The organism is Undibacterium sp. MH2W (assembly GCF_049340215.1).
Taxonomy (GTDB): domain Bacteria; phylum Pseudomonadota; class Gammaproteobacteria; order Burkholderiales; family Burkholderiaceae_D; genus Undibacterium.
Window position 1 is genome coordinate 48029 of the sequence record NZ_JBMPPA010000003.1, and the last position, 19984, is coordinate 68012.

Here is a 19984-nt window from a genome sequence, read left to right on the forward strand (position 1 = left end):
AATTCTGCGGGCGCCACGGATTGGCGCCCGTTTTTGTTTTTTGAATGAATGGATGTGCAAGTGAAGCGTCTTGTTTTGGGAGTGCAATACGATGGAAGTGGGTGGCAAGGGTGGCAAACCCAGCCTTCCGGAAATACCGTGCAAGATGCATTGGAAAGGGCTTTGTTCCAGTTTTGCGGCCGGGAATTAACGACGGTCTGTGCGGGACGAACAGATGCTGGAGTGCATGGCATCGAGCAGGTTGTCCATTTTGATACGGACTTAGATCGGTCTGCCTACTCTTGGGTGAATGGTGTGAATTCGTTCTTGCCAGGCAGTGTCGCGGTTCAGTGGGCGAAAGAATTAGTACTCGATGAGGGTTCGCAGGATAATTTTCATGCCCGTTTTAGTGCTAGGGCGAGGACTTATCATTACGTGCTTTACAACAGTAAAATTCGTTCGCCGATGTGGGCTGGTCGCGCTGGATGGGTGTTTCGCCCACTTGATGTCGATTTGATGCGTGAGGCGGCTGAAAAATTGCTCGGCGAGCATGACTTTTCAGCATTTCGCGCCTCCGGTTGTCAGGCGAAATCACCCGTCAAACATATGTATGAGATCACGATTCGTCAGCAAGGGGAGTTGATTGTTTTTACCTTGAGGGCAAGTGCGTTTTTGCATCATATGGTGCGCAATATTGTCGGTTCATTACTATTTGTGGGAACGGGACGCCGTTCGCCTGCGTGGATGGCCGAGGTGCTCGAGAGTAAGAACAGAAGTGTTGCTGCGCCTACCTTTATGCCGGACGGCCTGTATCTCGCGAAAATTGATTACGAAGAAAAATGGGACTTGCCCCATTCGGGACAAATCGAGTTGCCCGGCTTCTTGTCTCTTTTATAGTGCTTTCTTGCTTTGACGCGTGATTTCTCAGATTTCCTCTCTGAAATCCGGTAAAATGACGCTTTGCAAAACCCACACTGAAGGCGCTCGCCTGGGGACTGTTGCCCAGACTGGAGCGCTTTTTTTTAGCTGGTCTTCGCCTCACCTTAGTATTTTTTTGTAATTTCAATGAATAACATCCGGAATTTTTCTATTATTGCCCATATCGATCATGGCAAGTCCACGCTGGCTGATCGCATCATTCAATTGTGTGGTGGCTTGTCCGATCGTGAAATGGAAGCACAAGTCCTTGATTCTATGGATATTGAGCGTGAGCGTGGGATTACCATTAAGGCCCAGACCGCTGCTTTGCATTACAAAGCGAAAGATGGTCAGATCTACAACCTAAATCTGATTGATACCCCTGGTCACGTTGATTTTAGCTACGAAGTAAGCCGGTCACTCTCCGCGTGTGAGGGGGCATTGCTTGTTGTTGATGCGTCCCAAGGCGTCGAGGCGCAGACTGTTGCGAACTGCTATACGGCGATTGAGCTGGGTGTGGAAGTTGTTCCAGTGCTCAACAAAATCGATCTGCCATCCGCAGATCCCGAAAATGCATGCTCTGAAATCGAAGAAGTGATTGGCATTGATGCAACTGATGCAGTGCATTGCTCCGCGAAAACAGGACTTGGCGTGCTCGACGTTCTCGAATCACTCATCGTCAAAGTGCCGCCGCCAAAAGGCGATCCAGATGCGCCATTGCAAGCGTTAATTATTGACTCTTGGTTCGACAATTATGTGGGCGTCGTTATGTTGGTTCGCATTGTGAACGGTACATTGCGCCCGAAAGACAAAATTTTATTCATGGCAACCGAGGCGCAGCATCTGGTTGAAAGTGTGGGTGTGTTTACGCCTAAGTCTCTGAGTCGCGACCATTTATCAGCAGGTCAAGTTGGTTTTGTGATCGCTGGTATTAAGGAATTAAAATCGGCGAAGGTTGGCGACACGATTACGATTGCGAATAAGCCTGCGCCAGCGCCTCTGCCGGGTTTTAAAGAGGTGCAGCCGCAAGTGTTTGCAGGTCTGTTCCCCGTCGAGGCTAATCAGTACGATGCCTTACGTGATTCCTTGGAGAAGCTGAAGCTGAATGATGCGGCGCTCATGTATGAGCCGGAAGTATCTCAGGCGCTTGGCTTTGGTTTCCGCTGTGGGTTTTTGGGTCTATTGCACATGGAAATCGTGCAAGAACGACTCGAACGCGAATTTGATATGGACTTGATCACGACGGCACCAACAGTCGTGTATGAAGTCGTGATGGCGGATGGCAGCATTGCGATGGTTGATAACCCATCGAAAATGCCGGATCCATCCAAGATCGAAGAAATCCGTGAGCCCATTGTGACAGTGAACCTTTACATGCCTCAAGAGTATGTGGGTTCGGTGATTACGTTGTGTACGCAAAAACGTGGTGTTCAGCTCGATATGAGTTATCACGGTCGCCAAGTGAAGTTGACCTATGAAATGCCAATGGCTGAGATCGTTTTGGACTTTTTCGATCGCTTAAAATCGACCTCGCGTGGTTATGCGTCGATGGATTATGAGTTCAAAGAGAATCGTGCTGCTGACGTCGTTAAAGTGGATATGCTCATTAATAGCGAGAAAGTGGACGCGTTAGCGATTATTGTTCACCGTGCGAATAGTCATTTTCGTGGTCGCGCTGTCGCGGCAAAAATGCGTGAATTGATTCCGCGCCAAATGTTTGACGTGGCGATTCAAGCGGCGATCGGGTCTAACATTATTTCTCGTGAAAACGTGAAGGCGCTGCGTAAGAACGTTTTGGCAAAATGCTATGGCGGTGATATTAGCCGTAAGCGTAAATTGCTTGAAAAACAAAAGGCGGGTAAAAAGCGCATGAAGCAAGTAGGCTCCGTAGAGATCCCGCAAGAGGCATTTTTGGCAATTTTACAAGTGGATGAAAAATGAGTTTTCAGTCAATTTTAGGAAATTTTGCCCTGATTTTGTTCGTGCTGACGATCGGCACGGGTATTGTCTGGTTTTTGGATGTGTTTGTCCTTGCAAAGCAGCGCCGTGCAGCAGCTGATGCTGCCTTGGCGGCATATGATGCACGTAATGCAAAATTGGCAAATGATGGTATCCGAGTCGAAGAGAATAAACGTGCTGAGATTGAAGCGAATCTTCTGCGTCAGCCGTTGTGGGTTGAGTATTCGGGAAGCTTTTTCCCAGTGATCGCTTTGGTATTCTTCTTGCGTTCCTTTTTATATGAGCCATTTAAAATCCCATCGAGCTCCATGTTGCCAACGCTGTTTGTTGGCGATCTAATTTTGGTCAATAAATTTGCCTATGGCATTCGTCTACCCATTTTGAATAAAAAAGTCATCGAAGTGGGTAATCCGCAACGTGGTGACGTCATGGTGTTTAAATACCCTGAAGATCCGTCGGTGGATTACATCAAGCGCGTTGTTGGTGTGCCGGGTGATCAGGTGGTTTATAAAAACAAACGCTTGCTCATCAATGGCAATGAGATGACTTATGAGGCAAAACCCGACTTTCTTGATGACGAACACTTAATTTATTTTAAGCAATATACCGAGAATTTAACGGGGGTGAATCACCAGATTCTCAATAGTGATCAGGCGCCGGCTGATGTTCGTGATCCTCATAATTTCCCTAAACGCGAAAATTGTACATACAATAGCGATGGATTCGCTTGTGTCGTTCCTCAAGGGGAATATTTCATGATGGGAGACAATCGTGACAATAGCCTTGATAGCCGTTATTGGGGCTTTGTTCCAGATCAGAATATCGTAGGAAAAGCGTTCTTTATCTGGATGAACCTTGGCAATATCAAGCGTATCGGGAGTTTTAAATAATTAATCACATCAACCTGGAGCTCAGTAGCAATGAATAACCGTCGCCATCCCCCATTGACATCTCAACGTGGAATCTCATTGATTGGTCTTATACTCTCTTTGGGTGCGGTCGTACTTATTGCGATGCTAGCAATGAAGGTTGTACCTACTGCTATCGAATATTTCTCCATCAAGAAAGCCATTGTTTCAGCGAAAAATGCCGGAACGACGGTGCGAGAAATCCAAATTGCGTTCGACAAGCAAGCGGAAGTTGGCTACATCACTTCCATTACTGGTAAAGATCTGGTGATTTCCAGAAACGGTGATGATATTGATGTTAGTTTTACCTATCAGAAAAAGATACCTTTGTTTGGTCCTGCAACTTTGTTGCTCGACTACGAGGGTACAACGGCAAAGAGTGGAATCGCCACTAAAAGCCAGAATAACTAGATTGACGTATGAATCTTCAATTATTGCAAAAGAGGCTGGGGCACCAGTTTGGTAATCCAGCTTTATTGCAGCAGGCGCTGACTCACCGGAGTCATAGCGTGTTACACAATGAGCGCCTAGAATTTCTAGGTGACTCTGTTCTCAATTGCGTAGTCGCCTCCTTGCTTTTCGAAAGCTTTGCAAATATCGATGAGGGTGACCTGTCGCGGGTACGTGCAAACCTCGTTAAGCAGCAGACCTTATATGAAATTGCTCAGAAAATTGAGTTATCTCAATTTTTGCGTCTCGGGGAGGGGGAGCTTAAATCTGGCGGATTCAGACGTCCTTCAATCCTCGCTGACACGCTTGAGGCTCTCTTTGGTGGTATTTTCCTCGACGCTGGCTTCGAGGCAGCGAAAGAAGTCATTCGTGCGCTCTATGCCCCGATTTTAGAGTCTGTCGACCCGACTACTTTAGGTAAAGACGCGAAAACATTGCTTCAAGAATTTTTGCAAAGTCGAAAAATTGCTTTGCCGCAATATAATGTTGTCGCGACACATGGTGCAGCGCATAACCAAGAATTCGAAATCGAATGTCTCGTTCCTAAGCTCGATATCCAGGTGTTTGGTACGGGCGGAAGTCGTCGTGCAGGCGAGCAAGCGGCTGCTAAGTTGGCGTTAGAGTCAGCGATTGAAGTGTTGTCGCGCACGCCAGCATCCCGCAAAGCAAAACCACGCGCGGCGCAGTTAAAATTGGCTGGAATTGCAACCCCGCAAAATGAACCGCCTGCAGATGCAAACACTGCGTCTGAAAAGGCAAAAAGCGTGGCAGACGTTGATACCAAAAAAACGTCAGAAGAAGCAGTAAACCCGAATCATCACCCAAAGATTGCTTGAGTATTCCATGAATGAAATTTTAGATAATCCCGATTTTCGTTGTGGATACATCGCGATCGTTGGTCGTCCCAACGTTGGTAAATCGACGTTAATGAACGCTCTGATCGGTGCGAAGGTAAGTATTACATCGCGTAAGGCACAAACAACACGCCATAGAATCACGGGGATACAGACAAAAGACAATACACAATTTGTCTACGTCGATACGCCAGGCTTCCAAACGCGTCATTCGAATGCCTTAAATCGTACTTTAAATCGCACAGTTACGACCACACTGACCGCTGCGGATGTGATCCTGTTTCTTGTGGAAGCGGGTACATTTGGGCCAGCAGACCAGCAAGTCATCGATTTGTTACCAAAAAACGTCCCTTGTATTTTGGTGATCAATAAATCTGACCGCGTCAAAGACAAAGCGGTCATGATGCCGTTCGCGCAGAAAATCGCTGCGTTATTCCCATTTGCTGCCATCGTTCCTGTGTCAGCGACATTGCGCTTCCAGTTGGAGAATTTGGAAGGCGAGACGAGAAAATATCTGCCTCTGAATCCGCCAATGTTTGCGGAAGATGACATTACTGATCGTAGCGAGAAATTTTTAGCGACTGAGATCGTTCGTGAAAAATTATTCCGTTTCGTTGGTGATGAGCTGCCGTACACAAGTACCGTTCTGATTGAAAAATTTGAGCAAGAAGGTAACTTGCGTCGAATTTTTATTGCCATTCTTGTTGACCGCGATGGACATAAATCGATGGTCATCGGTAACAAGGGTGCTCGACTCAAAGATATCTCGACGCAGTCTCGGGTTGATATGGAAAAACTCTTTGGCGGTCCCGTGTATCTGGAAATATGGGTGAAAGTGAAATCAGGTTGGGCTGATAACGAGGCTGGTTTGCGGGCGTACGGTTACGAATAAGCGAGCATGAGTGCTGGTGATACTGTTGCTGTACGAGTACAAGAGGCCGCCCTCGATCTGGAGGATGAAGCGTCTCTCGTTGCTTCTTTAAGCTCAAGTAAGTTGACGTCAGCGAAGGTGAAGTCACCAGCGTCAAAAACACCAAGTAGGGAGCGTCGTGTAGGCGGTCAACCAGGGTTCGTGCTGCATTCCTGGCCCTATAAAGAAACCAGCGTCATCATCGATGTGTTGACGCGAGATTATGGGCGTATCGCTTTGATTGCAAAGGGAGCTAAGCGCCCACACTCTCAATTGCGAAGCGTCTTGCAGACTTTTCAACCTCTTAATTTTGCCTGGACTGGAAAATCTGAAATACGGATTTTGACCTCCGCAGAATGGGTTGGTGGTATGCTGCCACTCGAAAAATCTGCTCTCCTGTGTGGATTTTATCTCAACGAGTTACTCGTTAAATTCCTTGTGCGCGATGAGGCGCATCCTACCTTGTTCGATCAATACGTATCGACGTTAAATCAACTCGCTCACGATGAGCCCGCGACCACCGTGTTGCGTCAATTTGAGTTATCGTTACTCCGTGAATCTGGATTGCTTAGTGATCTGACTTTTTGCACTACGACGAGAGAGCGCATTCAGGCTGACGCACGATATGTTGTTGATCCTGAGTCGGGTGTGCGTCAATCGCTAATTTCTGATACAGCGCCTGTAGTATTGGGTCAAACACTGCTTGACATGGTTGCGGGTGATTACCAAGATCCACAAACACAATTTCAGAGCAAGATGCTCATGCGGAGCTTGCTTGCTCATCACTTACATGGTGTTGTTCTCAACACCCGCCAAATTTTGATTGATTTGCAGAATTTATGAATATTCATCAACAGCGCCAACACATTACGCTCAGTGTGAGTTTGAACTCAGTTGTTGCGATGCGCGAAAAATTCGGAAGCGATCTGATTGATTTGTCGAAGTTAGCGCTCTTTGCCGAAGAGGCTGGCGCGGATGAAGTGACCTGTCATGTGCAGGACTCTACATGGTCGCGGATGTCTGCTGATGTGCACCACCTGGCACAGATGACGATTGGCATCTTTGTTGTTGAGGTCACTCCGACAGATCCTGTATTGAGTCACTTACTTGCCTTGCCCAAGGCGCAGATATGTCTCGTATCGTCGTCGACATCGCATGCAATACATGGTGCTGTTGATCTCGTTGGACAATTGTCGGACATACAGCTAGCTATTCAACCCGTTTTGGCTGATGGTAGGCAGGTGAGTGCGGTGACCTTGCCTGAAGTCGCACAAGTACAAGCGGCAGCGCAGTTGGCACTCGCTGCTGTCAGACTGGATTGCTCTCGCCTGTCTGAGTTAGAGAGCGAGGAGGATCAGCGGCAGTACCTTGCTTCGTTGTCAGTCGTCGTTGATGAATGTGTCCGTCATGGTCTTCGTGTGAGCGTGGGTGGTCATCTGCGAATGCAAGATATTGCTTCCGTTTCGCGTCTTACTGAAGTTTGCTGCATCAATGTCGATGAGGTGGTGGCGGCGCAAACAGTATGGTCCGGTTGGGCTGGGGCAGTGCAAGAGATCAAGGCGTTCATCGTGAAGTCGCGTTTGGCGGTAAGGTGATCCTGTGATTTTTGGCGTTGGTACAGACATCGTTTCTATCGAACGCATCGAGCGCGCATTGAGTCGCGGTGGTGATCGTTTCCTGAGAAAAGTACTCGGTGAACAGGAGTTGCTGACGTTTTTTGAACGTCAAGGACAATCGCCGGTGCGTGGGATTCGCTATCTTGCAACGCGCTTTGCGGCGAAAGAAGCCTTTTCTAAAGCGATTGGTACGGGTGTTCGGTTGCCAATGACGCTCCGCAATATGCAGACAGTCAGCGGTGATCAGGGACGTCCGATGATCGTGGTAAGTGGCGATTTAGCCGTCTGGATGAAGGAGCGCGGTTTGAGTGCACATGTGTCTGTGAGTGACGAGGTGCATCACGTCGTTGCCTTTGTCATTGTTGAGCAACGAGCGCAGGAATAAATAGGGTTGGATATGGAGCAGTCCCCAGAAAATAGTCGTCAGCAAGTCCTCGATGCCGTGGCACAGTTACCGCATCTGCCCGGGGTTTATCGCTATTTTGATGCCCAAGATCAGGTTCTGTACGTTGGAAAGGCGAGGGACCTGAAGAAACGTGTCACTAGTTATTTCCAAAAAACACTCGCTAGTCCTCGAATTGCGATGATGGTGGAGAAAATCGTCCGCCTTGAGACGACGGTAACGAGAAGTGAGGCAGAGGCGTTAATCCTTGAAAATAACCTCATTAAAGCGCTACGTCCACGATATAACATTTTATTTCGCGACGACAAGTCTTATCCCTATCTGAAAATCACCTCCGAGAAAACACCACGCATGACGTATTATCGCGGCGCGGTTGATAAGAAGCATCACTATTTTGGGCCATTTCCATCTGGTTGGGCTGTCAAGGAGTCGATGCAAATATTGCAGCGGGTCTTTTTATTGCGTAGCTGTGAGGATAGTGTGTTCGCTAACCGAACAAGGCCTTGCTTGCTGCATCAAATTCATCGTTGCAGTGCCCCTTGCGTGGATCTGATTTCGCCAGAGGATTACCAGCAAGATGTAAAAAACGCGGCTGATTTTTTGCGTGGGCGACAACTTGAAGTGATGCAGAATCTCGAGACGAAGATGCTCGGCTTTTCGTCTGAGTTGAAATTTGAGCAAGCGGCGTTAGTGCGCAATCAGATGTCAGCATTATCAAAAGTGTTGCATCAACAAAGTATGGAGACAACGGGTAATGCCGACCTTGATGTGATTGCCGTTGTTGTTGAGGGCGGTCGCGCTTGTGTTAATTTGGCGATGATACGAGGTGGGCGGCACCTCGGAGATCGGGCGTATTTCCCTAGTCATGTTGATGATGTTCGCACGGTAAGCGAAGAGTCGATTGAGGCTGAGGTGATGGCAGCCTTTTTGGCGCAGCATTATGTTGATCAGTTTATTCCTTCAACAATCGTCATGAACGTTGCATTGGATGCGCCGGACTTGATGTTGGTATTGGCAGAACAGTGCGGTCATAAAATTCATTTATCATTTCAACCTCAAGAGCAACGTCGGGTATGGTTGGAGATGGCTGTAAAGGGGGCGGAGCTTGCGTTGGCGCGCCTCCTCTCGGAGCAAGGCTCTCAGCAGGCCAGAACGCGTGCATTGGCGACCGTGCTTGAGCTTGATACTGAAAATATGGAATCGTTACGTGTTGAATGTTTTGATATCAGTCATACGCAAGGAGAGGCGACGCAAGCGTCTTGCGTGGTATATCAGCATCATGCGATGCAAAATAGTGAATACCGACGATACAACATCAAAGATATTACGCCGGGCGATGATTATGCCGCGATGCGTCAGGTGTTGACGCGGCGGTATGAAAAAGTGGTCGACCAGGATCCGTCAGTGGCTGCGATGCCCGATGTGGTATTGATTGACGGTGGTAAAGGGCAGGTAGAGATTGCGCGGCAGGTATTTGTTGAGCTGGGTCTCGATACAAGTTTGATTGTGGGTGTCGCCAAAGGTGAGGGGCGTAAAGTCGGACTTGAAACCTTGGTTTTTGTCGATGGTAGGGAAGAGAAAGAGTTAGGTAAAGAGTCTGCTGCATTAATGTTGATTGCGCATATCCGTGATGAGGCGCACCGTTTCGCGATCACGGGGATGCGTGCAAAACGTGATAAAGCGAGACAGACTTCTCAGTTGGAAGAAATTGAAGGGGTTGGACCTAAGCGTCGGCAACGATTATTGGTCCGCTTTGGTGGTTTGAAGGGTGTTAGTGATGCGAGTGTTGAAGAGCTCGCGAGTGTTGAGGGTATTTCAAGACAACTCGCTGAAGAAATTTACAAGCGCCTTCGTTAGATCAATATAATGCAGAGAAATATTCTAAATAATTAAGTCATGCCATTTAATTTTCCTATCTTATTGACCTGGTTGCGGGTCGCGCTGATTCCACTTGTTGTTGGTGTTTTTTATTTGCCCGATTCTTGGTTGAATCCATTTCAAAAAGGATTGGCGTCGACGCTTATTTTTATTGTTGCAGCTGTGACAGATTGGTTTGATGGATTTTTAGCGCGGCGATGGAATCAGACTTCTTCGTTCGGTGCTTTTCTTGATCCGGTCGCTGATAAGTTGATGGTTGCTGGGGCATTGCTTGTGTTGGTGCAGTTAGATCGAGTGAATGCGGTGATTGCTTTTGTGATCATCGGCCGCGAAATTACCATCTCGGCACTGCGCGAGTGGATGGCGTTGATCGGCGCTTCAAAGTCAGTGGCTGTCAGCTCGTTAGGAAAAATTAAAACAGCAGCGCAAATGTTGGCAATTCCGATGCTTTTGTATTACGACACATTGTTTGGTGTCGATATGGTATTGCCGGGTAGTTGGTTGTTGTTGATTGCGGCAGTGTTGACTGTGTGGTCGATGTTCTATTACCTGCGTAAAGCGTGGCCGTTAATCAAAGAATCGACGGAGAATCTGAAGTAGCTTACTTGACAGTTTTTCGAAATACTATATAATTCTGGTCTTTCGTTGATGCGGGAATAGCTCAGTTGGTAGAGCGCAACCTTGCCAAGGTTGAGGTCGAGAGTTCGAGACTCTTTTCCCGCTCCAAGTTTTCTCAGCGAATAAAGTAGTGCAAATGCGGGAGTAGCTCAGTTGGTAGAGCGCAACCTTGCCAAGGTTGAGGTCGAGAGTTCGAGACTCTTCTCCCGCTCCAAATTGGCGTAGTACCTGAAGTATCGCAGCATCTGCGGGAGTAGCTCAGTTGGTAGAGCGCAACCTTGCCAAGGTTGAGGTCGAGAGTTCGAGACTCTTCTCCCGCTCCAGATTCTGAAGGGAAGCAAAGCTTCCCTTTTTTGTTACAGTAGTTGATGTACCGCAAATTAGTCGAGTGGAAGTTGGCGCGAGATTAATGGCACCCTTGGCGGGGTAGCAAAGTGGTTATGCAGCGGCCTGCAAAGCCGTAGACGCCGGTTCGATCCCGACCCCCGCCTCCATATTCAAGAGCATGTCTTAGACATCCTCGATACAGAGCAAGCAATCTTTGATTGCATGTTGTAGTGATGGGCCCGAGTGGTGAAATAGGTAGACACATCGGACTTAAAATCCGCCGCTTCGTTAATAGCGGGCGTGCCGGTTCGATTCCGGCCTCGGGCACCATATCGACATCAGACGTAACGCAGAAAACCCTGCAAAGCTAGAGAAATCAAGGCTTTGCAGGGTTTTTTGTTTTCACCGCAACACTCAGCGTTGCGGCATGACGTTGTTCGATTATTCGCGGCAGGTGGTTGGTAGATCGTTGAGGTTTTCTTTGTCCAAAGCAAAACTCGCTGTGCGATTACCATTTTTATCTGTTCGCAGTGTCACGATATAAATACTGTCGAAATCATCACTTTTCCAAACTGGAACTAATGCGGGATCACCGTGGTTGCTGCTGAGGATTCGACGTGCAAATTCCTCAACTAAGCGATGTTCCCATGCCACGAATACAGTCGCATTTGCGTAATGAGAGGTAATGACCGCCTGCTGCAGACCATCGATATCCTCCAGTCCAAATTGGGTATTGACCGGGAGTTCAAGTGCAATGGCAGTAGGTTCTATCGTTGCCAGGGGGCGGATGTAGTTGTAAGGCGTGCCACGGTCTTCTTTTTGGATGCCGGGGTTGGGGGCAAAGATGGCGGCAGGCGCTCCGAATTTCTGTTGAAGTACGCGAGGTAAGGCGAGTGAGCGGTGAAGGCCTTGGCAGTTGAGTTGTCCAAGTCCTGCGGCTGGTTTCTCTCCGTGACGGACCATCACAATGGTTTCATCTGCGAAACTGACGTTGCTGGTAGCGATCGCTATTAATAGTGTCGGTACGATCCATAATTTCTTCATTGCGGCTCCTATGTGTATCTGATGTGCCAATTATAACGCGCAGTTCCTTCTCTCTCTGTTGGTAAGGTTATTGGGTTTGCTGTTGCCACCTCGGTAAAAAATCTTACCTTCGTTGACGTCCCTAGAGTTACGACTCTATGTATCGCCCCTCGTCTTCAGTTACTATCAATTCTCCATTCGCTGTTTATTTCCTTCTCCACATTATTTTGTTGCGTAACACAAATGACCCACTTAGCTCAAGAACCTGAACGTGTGACGATCCATTGCTCTGACGGTGTTCATCTTGCCGGTCATTTTTTTCAAGCGAGTATGCCGCGGCAAGCGCTACCGGTGCTGATCTGTCCGGCAACAGGCGTCAAACAACATTTTTATTTTCGATTTGCCTCCTGGTTGACCGAGCGAGGATTTGACGTGCTGGTATTCGATTACCGAGGCATTGGTCTATCCCTTGCGGGGAAATTAAAAGATTGTCGCGCGAGCCTTGCAGATTGGGGGCAACTTGATCAAGTTGCTGCATTGGAACATTTACTTCATCGTACTGCGAGAGAGAAGGTGATTTTAGTGGGGCATAGCGCTGGTGGGCAGATGATGGGGCTCATGCCTAATCACGCAAAAATTGCGCGTGTCGTCGGCGTCTCAACTTCGACAGGATGGTTTTCTCGTATGCGTCCGGCATTTGCCTTAAAGGCCCGTTTTGGGCTGCATTTATTTGTTCCGATTGGGATCAAGCTCTTTGGCTATGGCCCGACTGCGGCGATTGGTTTAGGAGAGAATCTTCCTTCTGCGGTTGCCCAGCAGTGGGGTGAATGGTGTTCTGCAGGCAAATATGCCACAAACGCGGTTCGGCACCACAAAGCGCGTGATTTTCATGATGAAGTTCGTATGCCAATCAGTGTTTTCTATGCAACGGATGATGACATTGCTAACGCAGGTACGGTCGATGATCTGATGTCGACCTTTCCCCACGCGCCAAAGCAAGTGAATTCAATCGATCCCGCGAAGTTCGGGTTGAAAACGCTCGGTCATATTGATTGGTTTCGGCGATCTCACCAAGCAGTCTGGCCCCTATTGGCTGATGCGATCAGCGCCGAGCAGGGTTAATTTTCCTCCTTTCGTCATGTGGCAGGGTGTTTCTTCTTGCTTGTTATCGCAAGATAGGCTGCCAACACTTGCCGACATTTCCTGTCGAGCATCGCTCTACCGTTAAACAAACGGGTATTTACTCCCTTATTCGTCGCATCTAAGTCTCTTCCGATATTCAATAATGACACCTGTGTAGTTGCGTAGATAAAGCAATTATTGCTTTGTGGAAATGACAGGAGTCGGCAATGGCCGAAGAAAGCGATCTCGAAAAAACCGAACCGGCCTCGTCGAAGCGCCTTGAGCAGGCGCGCGAAGAGGGGGATGTGCCGCGTTCTCGCGAGCTGTCTACCTGCGCCATTTTGTTTGCAGCAGGCGGTGCTTTCTGGGCGATGGGTGGCAATATGGTCTCGCAATTACAGCAAAATCTCGTTGCAGGCCTGAGTTTTGAGCGAGAAGCTGCCTTTGATTTCAATCTGTTGATTACGCAAATTGCGTCGCATTTATTGAGTGTTGTGATTACCTTTGCGCCTATCGCTGGCGTGTTGGTTATCGTGGCGCTTGGTTCGCCAGTCCTGATTGGAGGATGGTTATTCAGTGCAAAGGCCTTGGAGCCAAATTTTGGACGACTGAATCCCATTTCGGGACTAGGTAACATGATTTCAGTGCGGGCATTGGTTGAATTATTGAAAGCGGTTGTGAAGACGATCCTGGTTGGTATTGTTGCGTGGATCGTGGTTTCTCATCAAAAGGAAGCCATTTTTGGTCTTGCGCTTGAGGATCTCTCGAACAGTATTCCGCACGTCGGCCGGATGTTATTGATGTGTTTTATTTATATTGTCGGCGCATTGGTTGCTATCGCCGCGATCGATGCGCCCTACCAAATGTGGCAATACGCGAATAAGCTCAAAATGACTCGCCAAGAATTAATTCAAGAGTCAAAAGAAGCGAACGGTAATCCTCAAATCAAAGCCAAGATTCGTCAGCAGCAGCGTGAAATGGCTCGTCGTCGAATGATGGCGCAAGTGCCAACTGCGGACGTTGTTGTTACGAACCCGACTCACTTTGCGGTTGCGCTGAAATACAACGAAGGAGGCAATCGTGCTCCTACCGTTGTTGCGAAAGGTGCTGATGAAGTCGCGGCAAAAATTCGTGAACTCGCCAAAGAAAACAACGTACCAATGTTAGAGGCGCCACCTCTGGCCCGTGCTTTGTATAAGCACACCGATCTCGGTGATGAAATTCCAGAGGCCTTATATGGTGCTGTTGCTGAAGTCTTAGCCTACGTTTATCAATTACGGACTTTCCGCAGCAATGGCGGCATCAGACCAGACGTGCCACGTGAATTACCAGTACCAAAAGAATTAGATCCAAATAATCAACAAGGAGTGAATGAATGAACAGCCTGAAACTACCACTCTGGTTAAACGGGCTCAATGGTCGCGCATTGGCTGCGCCGTTGCTGATTATTTTGATGTTATCCATGATGATTTTGCCGCTCCCGGCATTTGTTCTGGATATCTTTTTTAGTTTCAATATTGCGATTGCTGTCATCGTTTTGCTGACGAGTTTGTACACCGTAAAGCCGCTTGATTTTATGGTTTTTCCAACCGTGTTGTTGGTCAGTACGATGCTGCGGTTGTCGTTGAATGTGGCGTCAACACGTGTGGTACTCACAGAAGGACATACTGGTCCAGACGCGGCAGGTAAAGTGATTGAGGCGTTTGGTCACTTTCTGATTGGTGGTAACTACGCTGTTGGTATCGTCGTTTTCGTCATCTTAACAATCATTAACTTCACCGTTGTGACGAAAGGTGCAGGACGTATCGCTGAAGTTGGTGCACGTTTTGCGTTGGATGCGATGCCAGGTAAGCAAATGGCGATTGATGCCGATTTAAATGCCGGATTAATTGCAGAACAAGAAGCGCGTCGTCGTCGTACTGAAGTCGCACAAGAAGCTGAATTTTATGGCGCAATGGATGGTGCGAGTAAATACGTGCGAGGGGATGCTGTTGCCGGCATTATGGTTACAGTGATCAATATCGTCGGCGGTTTGGTTGTTGGTATGGTGCAGCATGACCTCGACTTTGCAGATGCGTTAAAAAACTACACTTTGTTGGCCATTGGTGATGGTCTTGTTGCGCAGATTCCTTCGTTGATTATTTCGACTGCCGCTGGTGTAGTTGTGTCGCGTGTTGCGAGTGATCAGGATATTAGTGGTCAATTGATTGGTCAGCTTTTTGCTAAACCTCAGGTGATGTTTATTACGGCCGCCATTATTGGTGGCATGGGCATTATTCCAGGGATGCCACATATTGCTTTTGTGCTCCTCGCGTCTGCTTTGGGTGGCGCTGGTTATATGGTGCGCAAACGTATCGAGGTGGCAGCACAAGAACCAGTCAAGCAAGAGGCGCCACCGGCTCCAGCAGCAGAGATGGAAGAGGCGACATGGCAGGATGTATTGCCTGTGGATACGCTGGGTCTGGAAGTGGGTTATCGATTGATTCCATTGGTCGATAAGGCGCAAGGTGGGGAGTTGTTACGTCGCATTAAAGGTGTGCGTAAGAAGTTTGCGCAAGAAGTGGGATTCCTGTCGCCACCTGTGCATATTCGTGACAACCTTGAACTGAAACCATCGGCCTATCGAATCGCGCTCAAAGGCGTCGAGGTGGGTGTTGGCGAAGCAATGAACGGACAGTTTCTTGCGATTAATCCCGGCATGGTTGCTGGGCCTTTGCCCGGTCCAGCGACCACGGATCCTGCATTTGGATTGCCAGCAGTCTGGATTGATGCAGGCATGAAAGAGCAGGCGCAGACAATGGGTTACACCGTTGTTGATTCGAGTACGGTGATTGCAACGCATCTGAATCACGTTATTACGACCCACGCAGCAGAGTTGTTAGGTCGCCAAGAGGTACAACTGTTACTGGATCATTTGGCGAAAGAAATGCCAAAAATGGTCGAGGACCTTATTCCAAAATTGTTGCCTTTATCGACGTTGCAAAAAGTGTTGCAAAACCTGCTGGTCGAAGGTGTGCATATCCGCGATATGCGTTCGATTATCGAGGCATTGTCTGAACATGCATTGCATACCCAGGATCCAAATGAGTTGACGGCACGCGTTCGTATCGTGCTCGGTCGGGCGATTGTTCAGCAGATTTTCCCTGGCACAAACGAGTTAACCGTGATGACGCTCGACAGTCGCTTAGAGCGCCTGTTGATGCAAGCGCTCAATACCGGTGGCGCTGACGGCTCGGGTATTGAGCCAGGGCTCGCTGATACCTTATCGACCCAAGCCGATATTGCGACCAAACATCAGGAACAGATGGGGGTAACACCAGTGTTGTTAGTACCAGCACCGTTGCGCGCCTTGTTATCCCGCTTCTTACGCCGCACTTTGCCGCAATTGAAAGTGCTGTCGCACGCAGAATTACCAGAAACAAAAACGATTAAAGTCACCAGTCTTGTTGGAGGTCAGTCATGAACGTAAGAAAATTTACTGCCAAAACGTCGCGCGAGGCGCTTCGCATGCTGAGAGAGGCTTTAGGTGCTGATGCGGTTATTTTGTCGAACCGTAATGTGGACGGTAAAGTCGAAATTCTTGCTATGGAGGGTGAAGCTGTTAATGCGATTCCTCCGTCAGCGGCGCCCAAGCAGGCACCCCAGTTTGTCCCCGAGGCACCGATCATTACACCTCCTTTCCGTACTGAAAATAAGGGATTTGAGTCGCCCTCGTTTGCGCAGCCACGATCAGCACCAGAGTTGATGCGTGCAAACGAAATGTCTGATGTGATGAGCGAAATTCGTTCGATGCGTAGCATGCTTGAATCGCAATTGGCGGAGTTATCGTGGACCAACACGCAGCAACGTCAGCCTCAAAAAGCGGAGGTGTTGAGGGAGATGTTGGCAACGGGCTTGAGCGCGAGTTTGTCGCGATTTATGGTAGCCAAAATGCCAGAGAACGAGACAGTTCAGAATGGTATCGAATGGATTAAAACGATTTTGGCACGTAACTTGTCTTCTATCGATAACGAAAACGAAATATTGGAAAAAGGCGGTGTCTACGCCCTAGTGGGTCCTACCGGTGTTGGTAAAACTACGACCACGGCAAAATTGGCCGCCCGTTGTGTCATGCGGCATGGCCCATCCAAATTAGCGTTAATCACCACTGACGGTTACCGTATCGGTGGATATGAGCAATTACGGATTTACGGAAAAATCCTCGGCGTCATGGTGCACGCCGTCAAAGATGAAAGCGATTTGCGTATTGCCTTGTCCGAGCTCAAAAATAAGCATACCGTTTTGATTGATACTGTAGGCGTCAGTCAGCGCGATAAAATGGTAACAGATCAAGTTGCCATGTTGTCTGGAGCCGACACGGGCGTGAAGCGTCTTTTGTGCCTGAACGCTACTTCAACTGGTGAAACGCTGAGCGAAGTTGTGCGGGCGTACCAAGGTACGGGTTTGGCTGGCTGTATTTTGACCAAATTGGATGAGGCCGCAACAATTGGTGGGGCGCTTGATATCGCCATTCGTCAGAAATTGACGTTGTACTACGTTGCGAGTGGTCAGCGCGTGCCTGAGGATTTGCATGTCGCCAACAAGCAGTATTTGATTGATCGTGCATTTAAACTCAAGCGGGAGACTGCTGCGTTTAAATACTTGGATGATGAGTTGCCGCTGTTGATGTCCGCCGCAGCTAATGTCACTGCATCAGCCTCTCGGGAGGTGTCCTTTGGCTAATATCGATCAGGCAGAAGGATTGCGGCGCATGTTGGCAGCGCCGAAGCCACGCGTATTTACTTTTTTGTCTGCACTCAAGGATGAAGAAAAAAGTGCCATGCTGGTCAATCTCGGCGTGTCATTAGCAAGACAGGGGCAAAAGATCACGATGTTGGATGCTAGATCCACGCCAAGCAGCATCGGAGCGTGGTTATGTGCGCAAAATGACATCAGCTTATTGGATGTAGCGAGACAACAGCGTACAATGCGAGAGGCTATCAAAATGGTGGCTGCTGGCTTGTCAGTGGCGATGTTGTCACAAAAAGCAAGTGCGTTGTCGGAGATGTCCCCAGAAACAGGGAGGCAGTTGTCGAAGATTTTTGATATTGTTGCGCAGCGGGCCGATTTGGTTGTCGTTGACGTCAATATCGATGATAACAATGCTTTTCCGCTTTCTGCCCTCGATCATAGTGAGTTAGTGATCCAGGTGTCTTCAGATCCGGCAGCAATAAAAAATGCTTATGGCATGATAAAGCGGATGAGTGGAAGGCTTGGTCGTCGTTCTTTTAGTATTCTGGTTTCCGGGGTGTCTGAGAAGGAGGCAATGTTGATCTATACAAACATGGCGCAGGCCGCGAGTCGCTATCTTGCTGTACCTTTGAACTATATTGGATTTGTACCAGAAGACGATCACGTCAGAAAGGCTGCCACCTTAGGGCAATCGGTGATTGATGCCTTTCCAAAGGCACGTGCTTCGGTTGCTTTTTCTCGTTTGGCAACGCAGCTGGCTGAGTCAGCGCGTTCTGTGATGTCTTTTGAGGGTGTGCCTGAGCTTGGTGTTGGTCTCGGAATTTAATTTACTATGTACACCGCGAGCGGAAAATCAGATAAAAATTTTCTCCTGAGGGAGCACGCGCCACTGGTTAAGCGTCTGGCTTACCAGTTGAAAGCGCGCTTGCCTCCTAGCGTCGAGGTGGATGATCTTGTGCAAGCGGGCATGATTGGTCTGCTTGACGCTGTGAATCGTTATGAAGACACCCATGGTGCGCAATTTGAGACATACGCTGTTCAGCGTATTCGCGGCGCCATGTTGGACGAATTGCGCAACACCGACTGGTTGCCCAGAGGTGTTCGTCAAAATATGCGCAAAATTGAGGCAGCAATGAATGTGCTTCAGCAAAAGCTTGGACGACCACCGACCGAAACGGAAGTCGCGAAATCCCTAAAATTATCGCTGGGTGAGTACCAAGATATGCTTGGTGACAATGGTGGTCACCAGTTGGTCTACTACGAAGATTTTCACGACGCAGATACCAAAGAGCATTTTCTCGATCATTATTGTTCAGATAGCTCTGGCGACCCCCTGCAGGATTTGCTGAACGAAGACTTCCGCGACGCTGTCATTGGGGCTATTGATAGCTTGCCCGAGAGAGAAAAGTTGCTCATGGGTTTGTACTATGAGCAAGAGTTGAATCTCAAAGAAATTGGGGCTGTGATGGGTGTTTCTGAGTCCCGCGTTTCTCAGTTACATAGTCAGGCCGTGGCGAGACTCAGGGTGTTTTTAAGGGAGAAGGCGTGGACTGGGCTAGCCTAGCGGGATTTTTACTGGTCATGGTCGGCATTATCGTCGGCCAATTAATGGAAGGAGGGAGTCTTAGTTCTCTGCTCCAGCCAGCTGCTTTCGTCATTGTCTTTATTGGCACGCTGGGTGCCGTCTTATTGCAAAGCCGCATGAGCACCTTCCGACGCGGCCTCAATATGCTGCGGTGGATCGTGTCTGAACCACCTGATAACAGCCGTAAAAATGTCCAAGATGCACTCGTATGGAGTGTTGTTGCTCGTCGGGAGGGTTTTTTGAGCCTTGAGCGATACATGGATACCGCAAAAGATCCTTTTATTAGCAAAGGGTTGCGCTTAGTGATCGATGGTGTCGATCCATTGCGACTGAAGGACATCCTCGATGTGGATATTAGTCTCTATGAAATGGAGCAACGACAGGCGGCAAAGATCTGGGAGTCGGCTGGGGGGTATTCGCCGACGATTGGGATTTTGGGTGCGGTCTTGGGTCTGATCCATGTGATGGAAAACCTTTCCGATCCAGCCAAGCTGGGTGGCGGGATCGCTGTGGCATTTGTTGCGACGATTTATGGCGTGGGATTGGCAAACTTACTTTTCTTGCCAGTCAGCTATAAGTTAAAAGAAATCATCGCGAAAGAGATCGTTCGCCGAGAGATGCTTGCGGACATTTTCTACAGCATTGCGCTGGGAGATAGCCCCCGTGTCGTTGAAGAGCGCGTTGCTAATCACAAAGGCTAGTT

The 19984-nt window shown here is 48.6% G+C and carries 19 protein-coding genes and 5 tRNA genes; 23 read left to right on the plus strand and 1 reads right to left on the minus strand.

What is annotated here, in order from left to right:
* Positions 1-60: 60 nt before the first annotated feature.
* The 16 genes from truA (at position 61) to ACO0K2_RS08230 (ending at position 11150) form a co-directional block, all read left to right on the plus strand.
* The gene (gene truA / locus ACO0K2_RS08155) at positions 61-876 is read left to right on the plus strand and encodes a tRNA pseudouridine(38-40) synthase TruA (protein WP_423017582.1); all 816 of its coding nucleotides are present in this window, start codon (positions 61-63) and stop codon (positions 874-876) included.
* A 168-nt stretch (positions 877-1044) separates the two neighbouring features.
* A complete protein-coding gene (gene lepA / locus ACO0K2_RS08160; RefSeq protein ID WP_423017584.1) occupies positions 1045-2838 on the plus strand; it encodes a translation elongation factor 4 in 1794 nt (597 codons plus the stop codon).
* Entirely contained in the window at positions 2835-3746 is a 912-nt protein-coding gene (gene lepB, locus ACO0K2_RS08165) for a signal peptidase I (RefSeq protein ID WP_423017586.1), read from the plus strand. The genes lepA and lepB overlap by 4 nt, the downstream gene beginning before the upstream one ends.
* Before the next feature lie 30 nt (positions 3747-3776).
* The gene (locus tag ACO0K2_RS08170; RefSeq protein WP_423017587.1) at positions 3777-4175 is read left to right on the plus strand and encodes a DUF4845 domain-containing protein; all 399 of its coding nucleotides are present in this window, start codon (positions 3777-3779) and stop codon (positions 4173-4175) included.
* A gap of 8 nt (positions 4176-4183) precedes the next feature.
* Positions 4184-5050: a ribonuclease III gene (gene rnc, locus ACO0K2_RS08175; RefSeq protein WP_423017589.1), complete on the plus strand. Its 867-nt coding sequence runs from the start codon at positions 4184-4186 to the stop codon at positions 5048-5050.
* Positions 5051-5057: 7 nt separating this feature from the next.
* The gene (gene era, locus ACO0K2_RS08180) at positions 5058-5960 is read left to right on the plus strand and encodes a GTPase Era (protein WP_423017591.1); all 903 of its coding nucleotides are present in this window, start codon (positions 5058-5060) and stop codon (positions 5958-5960) included.
* Between the two features lie 6 nt (positions 5961-5966).
* A complete protein-coding gene (gene recO, locus ACO0K2_RS08185; protein ID WP_423017593.1) occupies positions 5967-6821 on the plus strand; it encodes a DNA repair protein RecO in 855 nt (284 codons plus the stop codon).
* On the plus strand, positions 6818-7573 hold the full coding sequence (locus tag ACO0K2_RS08190) for a pyridoxine 5'-phosphate synthase (RefSeq protein WP_423017595.1): 756 nt from the start codon (positions 6818-6820) through the stop codon (positions 7571-7573). The genes recO and ACO0K2_RS08190 overlap by 4 nt, the downstream gene beginning before the upstream one ends.
* Positions 7574-7577: 4 nt before the next feature.
* Entirely contained in the window at positions 7578-7979 is a 402-nt protein-coding gene (gene acpS, locus ACO0K2_RS08195) for a holo-ACP synthase (RefSeq protein ID WP_423017597.1), read from the plus strand.
* A gap of 12 nt (positions 7980-7991) precedes the next feature.
* Positions 7992-9854 carry an excinuclease ABC subunit UvrC gene (uvrC, locus tag ACO0K2_RS08200; RefSeq protein WP_423017599.1) on the plus strand — a complete coding sequence of 621 codons (1863 nt, stop codon included), beginning with the start codon at positions 7992-7994 and terminating at the stop codon, positions 9852-9854.
* A 39-nt stretch (positions 9855-9893) separates the two neighbouring features.
* Positions 9894-10475 (plus strand): CDP-diacylglycerol--glycerol-3-phosphate 3-phosphatidyltransferase, encoded by a 582-nt coding sequence (gene pgsA / locus ACO0K2_RS08205; RefSeq protein ID WP_423017601.1) that lies wholly within the window; start codon positions 9894-9896, stop codon positions 10473-10475.
* A gap of 50 nt (positions 10476-10525) precedes the next feature.
* Positions 10526-10601 (plus strand) — tRNA-Gly (locus ACO0K2_RS08210).
* A 30-nt stretch (positions 10602-10631) separates the two neighbouring features.
* Positions 10632-10707, plus strand: a tRNA-Gly gene (locus ACO0K2_RS08215).
* A 33-nt stretch (positions 10708-10740) separates the two neighbouring features.
* Positions 10741-10816, plus strand: a tRNA-Gly gene (locus ACO0K2_RS08220).
* A gap of 97 nt (positions 10817-10913) precedes the next feature.
* Positions 10914-10987, plus strand: a tRNA-Cys gene (locus ACO0K2_RS08225).
* A gap of 70 nt (positions 10988-11057) precedes the next feature.
* Positions 11058-11150: transfer RNA gene (locus ACO0K2_RS08230), tRNA-Leu, on the plus strand.
* Positions 11151-11261: 111 nt separating this feature from the next.
* On the opposite strand, the gene ACO0K2_RS08235 is transcribed toward ACO0K2_RS08230, so the two are convergent.
* Entirely contained in the window at positions 11262-11864 is a 603-nt protein-coding gene (locus ACO0K2_RS08235; protein WP_423017603.1) for a histidine phosphatase family protein, read from the minus strand.
* A gap of 222 nt (positions 11865-12086) precedes the next feature.
* Here ACO0K2_RS08235 and ACO0K2_RS08240 point away from each other — a divergent pair, with 222 nt between their 5' ends.
* From ACO0K2_RS08240 to ACO0K2_RS08270, 7 genes are all read left to right on the plus strand, one after another.
* Complete coding sequence (locus tag ACO0K2_RS08240; protein ID WP_423017605.1) at positions 12087-12965, plus strand: alpha/beta fold hydrolase; 879 nt, start codon at positions 12087-12089, stop codon at positions 12963-12965.
* Positions 12966-13192: 227 nt separating this feature from the next.
* Positions 13193-14344: a flagellar biosynthesis protein FlhB gene (gene flhB / locus ACO0K2_RS08245; RefSeq protein ID WP_423017607.1), complete on the plus strand. Its 1152-nt coding sequence runs from the start codon at positions 13193-13195 to the stop codon at positions 14342-14344.
* The gene (gene flhA / locus ACO0K2_RS08250) at positions 14341-16428 is read left to right on the plus strand and encodes a flagellar biosynthesis protein FlhA (protein ID WP_423017609.1); all 2088 of its coding nucleotides are present in this window, start codon (positions 14341-14343) and stop codon (positions 16426-16428) included. The genes flhB and flhA overlap by 4 nt, the downstream gene beginning before the upstream one ends.
* On the plus strand, positions 16425-17687 hold the full coding sequence (flhF, locus tag ACO0K2_RS08255) for a flagellar biosynthesis protein FlhF (protein WP_423017611.1): 1263 nt from the start codon (positions 16425-16427) through the stop codon (positions 17685-17687). Before flhA ends, flhF begins: the two co-directional genes overlap by 4 nt.
* Entirely contained in the window at positions 17680-18522 is an 843-nt protein-coding gene (locus tag ACO0K2_RS08260; RefSeq protein WP_423017613.1) for a MinD/ParA family ATP-binding protein, read from the plus strand. The genes flhF and ACO0K2_RS08260 overlap by 8 nt, the downstream gene beginning before the upstream one ends.
* A 6-nt stretch (positions 18523-18528) precedes the next feature.
* Positions 18529-19260: an RNA polymerase sigma factor FliA gene (locus tag ACO0K2_RS08265; RefSeq protein WP_423017614.1), complete on the plus strand. Its 732-nt coding sequence runs from the start codon at positions 18529-18531 to the stop codon at positions 19258-19260.
* Entirely contained in the window at positions 19242-19982 is a 741-nt protein-coding gene (locus ACO0K2_RS08270) for a flagellar motor protein (protein WP_423017616.1), read from the plus strand. Before ACO0K2_RS08265 ends, ACO0K2_RS08270 begins: the two co-directional genes overlap by 19 nt.
* Positions 19983-19984: the final 2 nt, after the last annotated feature.